Consider the following 14,388-nt stretch of genomic DNA (forward strand, 5'->3'; position numbering starts at 1 on the left):
CGGTTGTGTCAGCGGTTACTGCGCGTCGAACGCCTGTCCGTTGATCCCGGTACTGTCCGGCCCCATCAGGTACAAGTACACCGGCATGATGTCTTCCGGCGCCGGGTTGTCGGCCGGGTTTTCCCCCGGATAGGCCTGGGCCCGCATGCTGGTGCGCGTGGCGCCGGGGTTGATGCTGTTGGCCCTTACCGGCGCAACGGTGTCGAGCTCGTCAGCCAGGGTTTGCATCAGGCCTTCGGTGGCGAATTTCGACACGCCATAGGCCCCCCAATACGCCCGGCCCTTGCGCCCGACGCTGCTGGAGGTGAATACCACCGAGGCGTCCTGGGACAGCTTGAGCAGCGGCAACAGCGTGCTGGTCAGCATGAACATCGCGTTGACGTTGATGTGCATCACCCGCATGAAGTTCTCACCGGATAGCTGCTCGATCGGCGTGCGTGGGCCGATGATCGAGGCGTTGTGCAGCAGGCCGTCGAGGTGGCCGAACTCCTTTTCGATCATCGCCGCCAGCTCATCGTACTGATGGGGCAGGGCCGTCTCCAGGTTGAACGGGATCACCACGGGTTGCGGGTGGCCGGCGGCTTCGATCTCGTCGTACACCTGGGCCAGGTTGGCTTCGGTCTTGCCCAGCAACAGCACGGTCGCGCCATGGGCGGCATAGGTTTTCGCCGCCGCCGCGCCAATCCCGCGACCGGCACCGGTCACCAGGATGACGCGGCCTTTTAGCAGTTCGGGACGTGCAGAGTAATCAAACATAAATAGCCTCGACAAAATTCAGTAGGTGACCAACACGGAGCTGGAAAACACTGAAGATCCCCTGTGGGAGGGGGCTTGCTCCCGATTGCGGTGGTTCAGTCAATGAATGTGTTGAATGACACACTGCAATCGGGAGCAAGCCCCCTCCCACATTGGATCTTCATAGGTCAGCAAGACCGGTAGACCATCAGCAACTGCACAGCGCGTTATCCAGCACCTTGCGCAATTCCAGCGGGTGGTCCACCACCACATCCGCGCCCCAGTGACGCGGGTTGTCGTCCGGGTGGATGTAGCCATAGGTGACCGCCGCCGTGCGGGTTCCGGCGTCGCGGCCGGACTCGATGTCGCGCAGGTCATCGCCGACAAACAGCACGCTGGCTGGGTCCAGGTTGAGCATCTGGCACGCCAGGATCAGCGGCTCCGGGTGCGGCTTGCTGTGTGTCACATGGTCCGGGCAGATCAGCAGTGCCGAGCGCTCGGCCAGGCCCAACTGCTGCATGATCGGCTCGGCAAAACGCAGCGGTTTGTTGGTGACCACGCCCCAGATCAGCTTGGACTTTTCGATGTCTTCCAGCAGCTCGGCCATGCCGTCGAACAGCACGCTGTGGATCGCGCAGCCCTTGAGATAGCGCTCGAGGAACTCCAGGCGCAGTTCTTCAAAACCTGGGGATTCGGGGTCCATCGAGAACGTCACGGCGACCATCGCCCGTGCGCCGCCGGAGATTTCATCGCGGATATGCTGGTCGTTGATCGGTGCCAGGTTGCGGTCGGCGCGCATGGCCTGGCAGATGGCGATAAAGTCCGGCGCGGTGTCCAGCAGGGTACCGTCCATGTCGAAGAGAACCGCTCGCAACTTCACAGGCTTACTCCTCGCGCAGGGTCTGGATCATGTAGTTGACGTCGACGTCGCTGGCCAGCTTGTAGTGCTTGGTCAGCGGGTTGTAGGTCAGGCCGATGATGTCCTTGACGGTCAGCCCGGCCTGACGGCTCCAGGCGCCCAGCTCGGACGGACGGATGAATTTCTTGAAGTCGTGGGTGCCGCGCGGCAGCAGCTTCATGATGTATTCGGCGCCGATGATCGCGAACAGGTAGGCCTTGGGGTTGCGGTTGATGGTGGAGAAGAACACCTGGCCGCCGGGCTTGACCATGCGGAAGCAGGCGCGGATCACCGAAGACGGGTCCGGCACGTGTTCGAGCATTTCCAGGCAGGTGATCACGTCGAACTGCTCGGGCATCTCCTCGGCCAGGGCTTCGGCGGTGATCTGGCGGTATTCGACACTCACCCCGGATTCCAGCTGATGCAACTGGGCCACGGCCAACGGCGCTTCGCCCATGTCGATGCCCATCACGGTAGCGCCGCGCTGAGCCATGGCTTCGCTGAGGATGCCGCCGCCGCAACCGACGTCCAGCACCTTCTTGCCGGCCAGGTTGATGCGCTCGTCAATCCAGTTGACCCGCAGCGGGTTGATGTCGTGCAGGGGTTTGAACTCGCTTTCGCGGTCCCACCAGCGGTGGGCCAGGGCTTCGAATTTGGCGATTTCGGCGTGGTCGACGTTGCTCATGGTGGTTCCTCTAAATCTGATAAATCGGTTTGTCGGCCCTGAACACGGGTTCAGGACCGGCGTTATTCGCGGTGCCCGCTGATGCGCTGGCCCCAGGCAATGGCCGTGGCGGTCAACTGTTGTTCATCCATGCGGGTCAATTGCCGGTTGTCGAGCAACTGCTTGCCGGCGACCCAAAGGTGTTTCACGCAATCGCGTCCGGTGGCATATATAAGCTGTGAGACCGGATCGTAGATCGGTTGTTGCGCCAACCCTGAAAGATCAAAGGCGACGATATCGGCCGCTTTGCCGACCTCCAGCGAGCCAATCTCGCTCTCCTGGCCCATGGCACGGGCACCGTTGAGCGTCGCCATGCGCAAGGCGCGGTGGGCATCCAGGGCGGTAGCCGAGCCGGCGACGGCCTTGGCCAGCATCGCCGCGGTGCGGGTTTCGCCCAGCAGGTCGAGGTCATTATTGCTGGCGGCGCCGTCGGTGCCGATGGCCACATTGACGCCAGCCTGCCACAGACGCTCCACCGGGCAGAAGCCGCTGGCCAGTTTCAGGTTCGATTCCGGGCAATGGATGACGCTGGTGTTGCTTTCTACCAGCAAAGCCAGGTCGTCCTCGCTGATTTGGGTCATGTGAACGGCCTGGAAGCGTGGGCCCAGCAGGCCGAGGCGACCGAGGCGCGCCAACGGGCGTTCGCCGGTCCGCTCGACAGCCTGTTGTACCTCAAGCGCGGTTTCGTGCACATGCATATGGATCGCGGCGTCCAGCTCCTCGGCGATCACCCGGATCTTTTCCAGGTTGGCATCGCTCACGGTGTAGGGCGCGTGGGGGCCGAAGGTGATCTTGATGCGCGGGTGATGCTTGAGGTCGCCGAACAGCTCGATGCCCTGGCGAATCGCCTCATCGGCGGTGCTGGCGCCGGGAATCGGGAAGTCGAGGATCGGAATGGCGATCTGCGCGCGCATCCCGCTGTTGTGGACGCAGTCACTGGCAATCTTGGGGTAGAAGTACATGTCCGAGAAGCAGGTAATGCCACCCTTGAGCTGTTCGGCGATGGCCAGGTCGGTGCCGTCGCGCACGAAGGCTTCATCGACCCACTTGGCCTCCGCGGGCCAGATGTGCTTTTCCAGCCAGGTCATCAGCGGCAGGTCATCGGCCATTCCGCGAAACAGGCTCATCGCCGCGTGGCCATGGGCGTTGATCAGGCCGGGGCTGAGCAGCATGCCCGGCAGCTCGCGCACTTCGCCGGCGGAAAGTTTCAACGCCGCGGCCCGTGGGCCGATAAAGGCAATGCGCCCATCGCGGATGCCCAGGCCATGCTCTTTGAGCACCACGCCGGCGGGTTCGACAGGTACCAGCCACGTCGGCAGTAGCAATAAGTCGAGCGGGGCGGCAGTGGAGGTCATCGCAGGCTTCTTCCCGGGCAGCTATAAAAGAAGGGCGAAGTATACCCGAGCGTCCTGGCTGGCGGATCGCTATAATCGGCGGCTTTTGTTCATGAGTGCGGGGTGAGGGATGCGCGATCGACTGTTGGCTGCGGAGAAAGTGAAGGCCATCGATTGGCGCGATGGCGCACTGCACCTGCTCGACCAGCGTGTTTTGCCGTCCCGGGAAAGCTGGGTGATCTGCACCACGGTCGAGGAGGTGGCCACGGCGATTCGTTCGATGGTCGTGCGCGGCGCCTCGGCCATCGGCATCAGTGCAGCCTACGGCCTGGTACTCGCCGCCCGCGAACGGATCGCCGAAGGCGGCGATTGGCAGGCCGCATGGGAAGAAGACTACGCACTTCTGGCCGATACTCGCCCGACCGCTGCGAACCTGTTCTGGGCCCTCAAACGCATGCGCGACCGCCTGGACCGCCTCAAGAAACACGCCAATTCGCTGGCTATGCTGGAAGCCGAAGCGATTGCGATCCATGAAAGCGACCGCGAAGCCAACCTCGTCATGGCCCAGTTGGGCGTCGAGCGGATTCGCAAGCACCAGGGCAACGCTCAGGCGATCCTGACCCACGGCAACGCCGGCGCCCTGGCGACGGGAGGGTTCGGTACGGCCCTCGGGGTGATTCGTGCTGCCTTTCTGGAGGGATTGGTCGAGCAGGTCTACGCCAACGAAACCCGGCCCTGGCTGCAAGGTTCGCGGCTGACCGCCTGGGAACTGTCGGGCGAGGGCATCCCTGTCACGGTCAACGCTGACTCGGCGGGCGCGCATATCCTCAAGACCAAGGGCGTGACCTGGGTGATCGTCGGCGCCGACTGCATTGCGGCCAATGGTGATGTGATCGGCAAGATCGGCACCTATCAATTGGCGGTGTGCGCCATGCACCATGGCGTGCGTTTCATGGTGGTGGCGCCGAGTTCGACCCTGGACCTGATGATGGCTGCGGGCGACGACGTGGCCCTGGAAGAGCGCGATGCGGGCGAGTTGCTGGAAGTCGCCGGCCAGCGCTTCGCCGCCGATGTGAATGCCTTCAACCCGGTATTTGACGTGACCCCGGCCGACTTGATCGATGTGATCGTGACTGAAAAGGGCATTGTCGAACGGCCGGACACCGCCAAAATCGCCCAGTTGATGTGCCGTAAGCGGCTGCATTGAGGGCGTTGGTGCCTGCCAGATTGCTATCGGGGGCATGCCCCTTCCACATTTTGACGGTGTTCACAATTGGAGTGTGGGAGGGGGCTTGCTGCCGATTGGCGTTAAAAGGCCATAAATCCTTCGGATCTGCACCGCAAAAACAGCACCACCCTAGCTCTGAGGCCCTCTCGTCGTCCTCAAGCCTGTCATCCGTCAACTTACTACGCTCCATGCCCGTCAGGGGGATAGGTGCGTGGCGGCGATTGTGATAACATCCGGCGGTTTCCAGGGCCGCCCCGAGGGGCTGCCCTTAACGTGCAGATCCGTGTCATAACTCGTTGATTTGTCGTAAGTCGTTGCCAGGCACCATGCCGGCAGCGGCGAGCTTCGTTCGTCCCATATGGATGTGACGAGGTTTCACCCGAAAAAGGAATCAGGCTTCTCATGGGCGAACTGGCCAAAGAAATCCTCCCGGTCAATATCGAAGACGAGCTGAAACAGTCCTACCTCGACTACGCGATGAGCGTAATTGTCGGTCGGGCACTGCCTGATGCGCGCGATGGCTTGAAGCCCGTGCACCGGCGTGTGCTGTTCGCGATGAGCGAGCTGGGTAACGACTGGAACAAGCCGTACAAGAAATCTGCCCGTGTTGTCGGTGACGTGATCGGTAAGTATCACCCTCACGGCGACACTGCGGTGTACGACACCATCGTTCGGATGGCCCAGCCGTTTTCCCTGCGCTACCTGCTGGTAGACGGCCAGGGCAACTTCGGTTCGGTCGACGGCGACAACGCCGCGGCCATGCGATACACCGAAGTGCGCATGACCAAGCTGGCGCACGAACTGCTGGCCGACCTGCACAAAGAAACCGTGGACTGGGTGCCGAACTACGACGGCACCGAAATGATCCCGGCGGTCATGCCGACCCGGATTCCCAACCTGCTGGTCAACGGCTCCAGCGGTATCGCCGTGGGCATGGCCACCAACATCCCGCCGCACAACCTCGGTGAAGTCATCGACGGTTGCCTGGCCCTCATCGACAACCCTGAGTTGACCATCGATGAGCTGATGCAATACATCCCCGGTCCGGACTTCCCGACCGCCGCGATCATCAACGGTCGCGCCGGCATCATCGAAGCCTACCGCACCGGTCGTGGCCGCATTTACATGCGCGCCCGCTCGATGATCGAAGACATCGACAAGGTCGGTGGCCGCCAGCAAATCGTCATCACCGAACTCCCTTACCAGTTGAACAAGGCGCGTCTGATCGAGAAGATCGCCGAGCTGGTCAAGGAGAAGAAGCTCGAAGGCATCACCGAGCTGCGCGACGAGTCCGACAAGGACGGTATGCGCGTCGTGATCGAGCTGCGTCGTGGCGAAGTGCCTGAGGTGATCCTCAACAACCTTTACGCCCAGACCCAGCTGCAAAGCGTGTTTGGTATCAACGTCGTGGCCCTGATCGACGGTCGCCCGCGCATCCTGAACCTCAAGGATCTGCTGGAAGCCTTCGTCCGTCACCGTCGCGAAGTCGTGACCCGCCGTACCGTATTCGAACTGCGCAAGGCCCGCGAGCGCGGCCACATCCTGGAAGGCCAGGCGGTTGCGCTGTCGAACATCGACCCGGTCATCGCCCTGATCAAGGCTTCGCCGACCCCGTCGGAAGCCAAAGAAGCGCTGATCAAGATGCCGTGGGAATCCAGCGCCGTCGTGGCGATGGTTGAACGTGCCGGCGCCGATTCCTGCCGTCCCGAGACCCTGGACCCGCAATACGGTCTGCGCGAGGGCAAGTATTTCCTATCGCCGGAACAGGCCCAGGCCATCCTGGAACTGCGCCTGCACCGCCTGACCGGTCTGGAGCACGAGAAGCTGCTGGCCGAGTACCAGGAGATCCTCAACCAGATCGGCGAGCTGATCCGCATCCTCAACAGCGCCGTGCGCCTGATGGAAGTGATCCGCGAAGAACTGGAAGTGATCCGCGCCGAATACGGCGACGTGCGCCGCACCGAAATCCTCGATGCCCGTCTCGACCTGACCCTGGGTGACATGATCCCGGAAGAAGAGCGCGTCGTGACCATCTCCCACGGTGGCTACGCCAAGACCCAGCCATTGGCTGCGTACCAGGCCCAGCGTCGTGGCGGTAAAGGTAAATCGGCTACCGGCGTGAAGGATGAGGACTACATTGCTCACCTGCTGGTCGCCAACAGCCACACCACGCTGCTGCTGTTCTCCAGCAAGGGCAAGGTGTACTGGCTGAAAACCTACGAAATCCCGGAAGCCTCCCGCGCCGCCCGTGGTCGTCCGTTGGTCAACCTGCTGCCGCTGGACAGTGATGAATACATCACCACCATGCTGCCGGTCGATGAATACACCGAAGGTCACTTCATCTTCATGGCCACCGCCAAGGGCACCGTGAAGAAGACCCCGCTGGAATCCTTCAGCCGTCAACGCAGTGTGGGCCTGATCGCCCTGGAGCTGGATGAAGGCGACGTACTGATCTCCGCGGCCATCACTGATGGCGAGCGTGAAGTCATGCTGTTCTCCGATGGCGGCAAAGTGACGCGCTTCAAAGAGTCCGACGTGCGAGCCATGGGCCGTACCGCCCGCGGTGTGCGCGGCATGCGTCTGCCGGAAGGACAGAAGCTGATTTCCATGTTGATCCCGGAAGAAGGCAGTCAGATCCTCACCGCTTCGGCGCGTGGTTATGGCAAGCGTACTGCCATCAGCGAGTTCCCGGAGTACAAGCGTGGCGGCCAGGGTGTTATCGCCATGGTCAGCAACGATCGCAACGGCCGTCTGGTCGGCGCGGTCCAGGTGCTCGATGGCGAGGAAATCATGCTGATTTCCGACCAGGGCACCCTGGTGCGTACCCGTGTCGCCGAAGTGTCGAGCCTGGGTCGTAACACCCAGGGCGTGACGCTGATCAAGCTGGCCAGCGACGAGACGCTGGTAGGTTTGGAACGCGTTCAGGAACCGTCGGAAGTCGAAGGCGAAGAACTGGAAGGCGAGGAATTTGACGGCGAGGTGATCGCAACCGGCGATGACAACGTCGACGAACCGACCCTCGACGCTGCCGCAGACGAAGAAGAACCGCAGGAATAAGCGGACAAGCAGGGGGCGGATGAAGATTCGCCCCCTTGTTGTTTGTCCCTTGTGAAAGTATTAAAAACCGATTTATTGCACCACCCCACCAGATCAGAGTGAGATTGGATGTGAGCAAGAGAGCCTATAACTTCTGTGCCGGTCCCGCGGCGCTTCCTGAAGCAGTCCTGCAGCGCGCGCAGGGTGAACTCCTCGATTGGCATGGAAAAGGCCTCTCTGTGATGGAAATGAGCCATCGCAGTGATGAGTTCGTGTCCATCGCCACCAAGGCCGAGCAGGACCTGCGCGACTTGCTGGACATCCCCTCCGACTACAAGGTGCTCTTCCTGCAGGGCGGCGCGAGCCAGCAGTTCGCCCAGTTGCCGCTGAACCTGCTGCCGGAAGACGGCACCGCCGACTACATCGACACCGGTATCTGGTCGCAGAAAGCCATCGAAGAAGCCGCGCGCTACGGCAACGTCAACATCGCCGGTACCGCCAAGCCTTACGATTACTTCGCGATTCCAGGTCAGAACGAGTGGAAGCTGTCGAAGGATGCGGCCTACGTACACTACGTGGCCAACGAAACCATCGGCGGCCTGGAATTCGACTGGGTGCCTGAAGTGGGTGATGTGCCGCTGGTGTGCGACATGTCCTCGGACATTCTCTCGCGGCCGATCGATGTGTCCCGCTACGGCATGATCTACGCCGGCGCGCAGAAGAACATCGGCCCGAGCGGCGTCGTGGTCAACATCGTCCGGGAAGACCTGCTGGGTCGCGCCCGCTCGCTGTGCCCGACCATGCTCAACTATAAGGTCGCGGCCGATAACGGCTCGATGTACAACACGCCGCCGGCGTTTGCCTGGTACCTCTCGGGCCTGGTGTTCGAGTGGCTCAAGGAGCAGGGCGGTGTTGCTGCCATGGGCAAGCTCAACGAAGTGAAGAAGCGCACCCTGTACGACTTCATCGACGCCAGCGGCCTGTACAGCAACCCGATCAACCTGACCGACCGCTCGTGGATGAACGTACCGTTCCGCCTGGCCGATGACCGCCTGGACAAGCCGTTCCTGGTGGGTGCAGAGGCGCGTGGCCTGCTGAACCTCAAGGGTCATCGTTCGGTGGGCGGCATGCGCGCCTCCATCTATAACGCTGTCGATATCAACGCCATCAACGCGTTGGTGGCCTACATGGCAGCGTTCGAAAAGGAACACGGCTAATGTCTGAGCAAGAACTCAAGGCCCTGCGCGTGCGCATTGACAGCCTGGACGAGAAAGTCCTGGAGCTGATCAGTGAGCGCGCGCGCTGCGCCCAGGAAGTGGCGCGGGTGAAGATGGCGTCCCTGGCGGAAGGCGAAGTGCCGGTGTTCTACCGTCCGGAGCGTGAAGCCCAGGTGCTCAAGCGCGTGATGGAGCGCAACAAGGGGCCGTTGGGCAACGAAGAGATGGCGCGGTTGTTTCGTGAAATCATGTCTTCCTGCCTGGCGCTGGAGCAGCCGCTGAAAGTGGCTTACCTCGGCCCGGAAGGCACCTTCACCCAGGCGGCGGCCATGAAGCACTTCGGTCACGCGGTGATCAGCAAGCCGATGGCGGCGATCGACGAAGTGTTCCGTGAAGTGGCGGCCGGTGCGGTGAACTTTGGCGTGGTGCCGGTGGAAAACTCCACCGAAGGCGCGGTCAACCACACCCTGGACAGCTTCCTTGAGCACGACATGGTGATCTGCGGCGAAGTCGAGCTGCGCATCCACCACCACTTGCTGGTGGGTGAAAACACCAAGACCGACAGCATCAGCCGCATCTACTCCCACGCCCAGTCCCTGGCCCAGTGCCGCAAGTGGCTGGATGCGCATTACCCGAATGTCGAGCGCGTGGCGGTGTCCAGCAACGCCGAGGCGGCCAAGCGGGTCAAGGGTGAGTGGAACTCGGCGGCGATTGCCGGCGATATGGCTGCGGGCCTGTATGGCCTGACGCGCCTGGCCGAGAAAATCGAGGATCGCCCGGACAACTCCACGCGCTTCTTGATGATCGGCAGCCAAGAAGTGCCGCCCACTGGCGACGACAAGACTTCGATCATCGTCTCCATGAGCAACAAGCCCGGCGCGCTGCATGAACTGCTGGTGCCGTTCCACGACAACGGGATCGACCTGACGCGCATCGAGACTCGTCCTTCGCGCAGCGGTAAATGGACCTACGTGTTTTTTATCGACTTCGTCGGCCATCACCGTGACCCGCTGGTCAAAAGCGTGCTCGAGAAAATCAGTCAGGAAGCCGTGGCACTCAAGGTGCTGGGCTCTTACCCGAAAGCGGTTTTGTGAGGCGTTAACATGAGTGGCAACTTCCTCGCCCTGGCGCAGCCGGGCGTGCAACAACTGTCGCCTTACGTGCCAGGCAAGCCTGTGGACGAGCTGGCGCGTGAGTTGAACCTGGACCCGTCGAAGATCGTCAAGTTGGCCAGTAACGAGAACCCGATGGGCCCAAGCCCCAAGGTGCTGGCGGCGATTCGTGAAGAGCTGGCCGAGCTGACCCGTTATCCGGATGGTAATGGCTTTGCACTCAAGTCCCTGCTGGCGCAAAAGTGTCGGGTCGAGCTGAATCAGGTGACCCTGGGCAATGGCTCCAACGACATTCTTGAGTTGGTCGGCCGTGCTTATCTGGCGCCGGGCCTGAACGCCGTGTTCAGCGAGCACGCGTTTGCGGTCTACCCGATCGTCACCCAGGCCGTCGGTGCCGAAGCGCGGGTGATTCCTGCCAAGGACTGGGGCCACGACCTGCCGGCCATGCTGGCGGCGATCGATGCGCAGACCCGTGTCGTCTTTATCGCCAACCCGAATAACCCGACCGGCACCTGGTTTGATGCGCAGGCATTGAACGACTTCCTGCAGGATGTGCCGGAGCATGTGCTGGTGGTGCTGGACGAGGCCTACATCGAGTACGCCGAAGGCAGCGACATGCCCGACGGCCTGGATTTCCTCGCGGCCTACCCGAACCTGCTGGTTTCGCGCACGTTCTCCAAGGCTTATGGCCTGGCATCGCTGCGCGTCGGCTACGGCCTGTCGACGGCGGTGGTGGCCGATGTGCTCAACCGTGTGCGCCAACCGTTCAACGTCAACAGCCTCGCCCTGGCGGCGGCCTGTGCGGCGTTGCAGGATGCCGAGTACCTGGAAGAAGGGCGTCGCATCAACGAAAGCGGCATGCTGCAGTTGCAGGCCGGCTTTGGTGATCTGGGCCTGGGCTGGATTCCGTCCAAGGGCAACTTCATCTGCGTCGATCTCGGCCAGGTGGCGGCCCCGGTGTTCCAGGGCTTGCTGCGCGAAGGCGTGATCGTGCGTCCGGTGGCCAACTACGGCATGCCGAACCACCTGCGCATCACCGTCGGTCTGCCGGCTGAGAACAGTCGCTTCCTGGAGGCGCTGGCCAAGGTTCTGGCTCGTGGTTGATGTCACTGCATTGCAACCTGCTGTGCCTATGATCGGTCGCCTAGTGGTGGTCGGTCTGGGCTTGATCGGTGGTTCCTTCGCCAAAGGCCTGCGTGAGAGCGGGTTGTGTGGCGAAGTGGTCGGCGTGGACCTGGACCCGCAATCGCGCAAGCTGGCGGTTGAGCTGGGGGTCGTTGATCGCTGTGAAGCCGACCTGGCGCTCGCGTGCCAGGGCGCCGATGTGATTCAGCTCGCCGTGCCGATCCTGGCCATGGAGAAGTTGCTGACGGTGCTGGCCGGCATGGACCTCGGCCAGGCGATCCTCACCGACGTCGGCAGTGCCAAGGGCAATGTGGTGCGTGCGGCGCAGCAGGCCTTTGGCGGCATGCCCGCGCGTTTTGTGCCGGGCCACCCGATTGCCGGTTCCGAGCAGAGCGGGGTGGAGGCGTCCAATGCGCAGTTGTTCCGTCGGCATAAAGTGATTCTGACACCCCTGGCGCAAACCGATCCGGCAGCCTTGGCCCTGGTCGATCGTCTGTGGCGCGAGCTGGGCGCGGATGTGGAACATATGCAGGTCGAGCGCCACGATGAAGTGCTGGCGGCGACCAGTCATCTGCCCCATCTGCTGGCGTTCGGCCTGGTGGATTCGTTGGCCAAGCGCAACGAAAACCTCGAGATTTTCCGCTATGCCGCCGGTGGCTTTCGCGATTTCACGCGGATCGCCGGCAGCGACCCGGTGATGTGGCACGACATCTTCCTCGCCAACCGCGAGGCTGTGTTGCGCACCCTGGACACCTTCCGCAGCGACCTTGACGCCTTGCGCGACGCGGTCGATGCCGGGGATGGCCACCAGTTATTGGGCGTGTTTACCCGTGCGCGGGTGGCGCGTGAACATTTCAGCAAGATCCTGGCGCGCCGGGCCTACATGGAAACCGCTGTGAACGCCGATGACCTGACCTTCCTCGCCAACCCGGGCGGCCGCTTGAGCGGGCGTATTCGGGTGCCGGGCGACAAGTCGATCTCCCATCGGTCGATCATGCTGGGTTCGTTGGCTGAGGGCGTGACCGAAGTCGAGGGTTTCCTTGAGGGCGAAGATGCCCTGGCGACCTTGCAGGCGTTTCGCGACATGGGCGTGGTGATCGAGGGGCCGCACCACGGGCGCGTGATCATTCATGGTGTCGGCTTGCACGGTTTGAAGCCTGCGCCGGGGCCGATCTATCTCGGCAACTCCGGCACGTCCATGCGCCTGTTGTCCGGCTTGCTCGCCGCACAGCGCTTCGACAGCGTGCTGACCGGCGATGCTTCGCTGTCCAAGCGCCCGATGAATCGCGTGGCCGAGCCGCTGCGGGAAATGGGCGCAGTGATCGAGACGGGCCCGCAAGGGCGTCCGCCGCTGACCATTCGTGGTGGCCAGAAGCTGAAAGGCCTGACCTATACGCTGCCGATGGCCAGCGCGCAGGTCAAATCCTGCCTGCTGCTGGCGGGTCTGTATGCCGAGGGCAAGACCTCTGTCACCGAGCCGGCCCCGACCCGCGATCATACCGAGCGCATGTTGCGCGGTTTTGGGTATCCGGTGGAGGTGGTAGGCGCAACGGCGACGGTCGAGTCGGGTCATGCGCTGACTGCCGCCCATATTGAAGTGCCGGGGGATATTTCCTCGTCGGCGTTTTTCCTGGTGGCGGCTTCGATTGCCGAAGGTTCCGAACTGTTGCTGGAACATGTCGGGATCAATCCGACGCGCACCGGGGTAATCGACATCCTGCGGCTGATGGGCGCGGATATCACCCTGGAAAACCCGCGCGAAGTAGGCGGCGAGCCGGTGGCCGACCTGCGGGTACGTGCTGCCGCGCTGAAAGGGATCGAGATCCCCGAAGCGCTGGTGCCGTTGGCGATTGATGAGTTTCCCGTGCTGTTTGTTGCTGCGGCCTGCGCCCAAGGGCGAACCGTCTTACGTGGTGCGCAAGAGCTGCGCGTCAAGGAGTCTGACCGTATCCAGGTCATGGCCGACGGTCTGCTGGCGCTGGGCGTGAAGTGTGAACCCACCCCTGATGGGATTATCATTGACGGTGGCCTGATGGGCGGTGGTGAGGTCCATGCCCATGGCGATCATCGGATTGCGATGGCGTTCAGCGTGGCTTCGCTGCGAGCAACGGCGCCGATTCGTATCCGTGACTGCGCCAATGTTGCTACGTCTTTTCCGAACTTTCTTACACTGTGTGCCCACGTCGGCATCCGTGTTGCCCAAGAGGCTCAATTGTGAATATCAAAGCACCGGTGATTACCATCGACGGGCCAAGCGGCTCGGGCAAGGGCACGATCGCCGGCATCCTGGCCAAGCGCCTGGGCTGGTGCCTGCTGGATTCCGGCGCGCTGTACCGTCTGCTGGCGTTTGCTGCCCGCAACCACGGCGTCGACCTGACCAACGAAGAATCCCTGAAGCTGCTGGCGGCGCACCTTGACGTGCAGTTCGTCGGTGCGACAGAAGGTCATCCCCAGCGCATCATCCTGGAAGGGGATGATGTGACCGATGACCTGCGTAATGAGCAAGTCGGTTCCTGGGCCTCCCAGGTTGCCGCGCTGCCCGCCGTGCGTGATGCGCTGCTGCAGCGCCAGCGGGCGTTTCAGGAGCCGCCGGGCCTGGTGGCCGATGGCCGCGACATGGGCACGGTGGTGTTTCCCGAGGCGCCGCTGAAGATTTTCCTGACCGCCAGTGCCGAGGAACGTGCGCGTCGCCGCTACTTGCAGTTGAAGGGCAAAGTCGATGGTGTTAGTCTGTCGAGTCTGCTAGATGAGATCCGTGCACGCGACGAGCGTGATACCCAGCGCGCAGTAGCCCCGCTCAAACCGGCGGCTGATGCCATACAGCTGGATTCCACGGAGTTGTCCATCGAGCAGGTGCTGGAACGCATCTTGAGTGAAATCGCCCTTCGCGATATCGCCGGGTGACCAAGAAGTCTGCAGGGGACCAGTCATAGTCCTGCGGTGCTTCTTTTAATTGAAACTAACCCACACCGTCTGGGG

The 14,388-nt window shown here is 62.4% G+C and carries 11 protein-coding genes; 7 read left to right on the forward strand and 4 right to left on the reverse strand.

What is annotated here, in order from left to right:
- Window positions 1-15 precede the first annotated feature (15 nt).
- From ACP7CJ_RS03425 to ACP7CJ_RS03440, 4 genes are all read right to left on the reverse strand, one after another.
- Window positions 16-756, reverse strand: coding sequence for a YciK family oxidoreductase (locus tag ACP7CJ_RS03425; RefSeq protein ID WP_128192170.1), 741 nt, complete (start codon window positions 754-756; stop codon window positions 16-18).
- A gap of 187 nt (window positions 757-943) precedes the next feature.
- Window positions 944-1,615, reverse strand: a complete 672-nt coding sequence (gene mupP, locus ACP7CJ_RS03430; protein ID WP_276197122.1) for an N-acetylmuramic acid 6-phosphate phosphatase MupP — start codon at window positions 1,613-1,615, stop codon at window positions 944-946.
- Between the two features lie 4 nt (window positions 1,616-1,619).
- Window positions 1,620-2,318, reverse strand: coding sequence for a bifunctional 2-polyprenyl-6-hydroxyphenol methylase/3-demethylubiquinol 3-O-methyltransferase UbiG (gene ubiG, locus ACP7CJ_RS03435; protein ID WP_276197123.1), 699 nt, complete (start codon window positions 2,316-2,318; stop codon window positions 1,620-1,622).
- A gap of 62 nt (window positions 2,319-2,380) precedes the next feature.
- Window positions 2,381-3,712, reverse strand: coding sequence for a TRZ/ATZ family hydrolase (locus ACP7CJ_RS03440; RefSeq protein WP_426099465.1), 1,332 nt, complete (start codon window positions 3,710-3,712; stop codon window positions 2,381-2,383).
- 109 nt (window positions 3,713-3,821) lie between these two features.
- Here ACP7CJ_RS03440 and mtnA point away from each other — a divergent pair, with 109 nt between their 5' ends.
- The 7 genes from mtnA (at window position 3,822) to cmk (ending at window position 14,313) form a co-directional block, all read left to right on the forward strand.
- Complete coding sequence (gene mtnA, locus ACP7CJ_RS03445; protein WP_426099464.1) at window positions 3,822-4,898, forward strand: S-methyl-5-thioribose-1-phosphate isomerase; 1,077 nt, start codon at window positions 3,822-3,824, stop codon at window positions 4,896-4,898.
- Window positions 4,899-5,321: 423 nt separating this feature from the next.
- The gene (gene gyrA / locus ACP7CJ_RS03450; RefSeq protein WP_426099463.1) at window positions 5,322-7,976 is read left to right on the forward strand and encodes a DNA gyrase subunit A; all 2,655 of its coding nucleotides are present in this window, start codon (window positions 5,322-5,324) and stop codon (window positions 7,974-7,976) included.
- A gap of 110 nt (window positions 7,977-8,086) precedes the next feature.
- The gene (gene serC / locus ACP7CJ_RS03455; protein ID WP_426099462.1) at window positions 8,087-9,172 is read left to right on the forward strand and encodes a 3-phosphoserine/phosphohydroxythreonine transaminase; all 1,086 of its coding nucleotides are present in this window, start codon (window positions 8,087-8,089) and stop codon (window positions 9,170-9,172) included.
- Window positions 9,172-10,266, forward strand: coding sequence for a prephenate dehydratase (pheA, locus tag ACP7CJ_RS03460; protein ID WP_247403410.1), 1,095 nt, complete (start codon window positions 9,172-9,174; stop codon window positions 10,264-10,266). The genes serC and pheA overlap by 1 nt, the downstream gene beginning before the upstream one ends.
- Window positions 10,267-10,275: 9 nt before the next feature.
- Window positions 10,276-11,388 (forward strand): histidinol-phosphate transaminase, encoded by a 1,113-nt coding sequence (gene hisC, locus ACP7CJ_RS03465; RefSeq protein WP_426099460.1) that lies wholly within the window; start codon window positions 10,276-10,278, stop codon window positions 11,386-11,388.
- A gap of 28 nt (window positions 11,389-11,416) precedes the next feature.
- Complete coding sequence (locus ACP7CJ_RS03470; RefSeq protein WP_426099459.1) at window positions 11,417-13,627, forward strand: bifunctional prephenate dehydrogenase/3-phosphoshikimate 1-carboxyvinyltransferase; 2,211 nt, start codon at window positions 11,417-11,419, stop codon at window positions 13,625-13,627.
- The gene (cmk, locus tag ACP7CJ_RS03475; RefSeq protein ID WP_177031808.1) at window positions 13,624-14,313 is read left to right on the forward strand and encodes a (d)CMP kinase; all 690 of its coding nucleotides are present in this window, start codon (window positions 13,624-13,626) and stop codon (window positions 14,311-14,313) included. The genes ACP7CJ_RS03470 and cmk overlap by 4 nt, the downstream gene beginning before the upstream one ends.
- Window positions 14,314-14,388: the final 75 nt, after the last annotated feature.

The organism is Pseudomonas sp. PSPC3-2 (assembly GCF_049897085.1).
GTDB lineage: Bacteria > Pseudomonadota > Gammaproteobacteria > Pseudomonadales > Pseudomonadaceae > Aquipseudomonas > Aquipseudomonas paraveronii.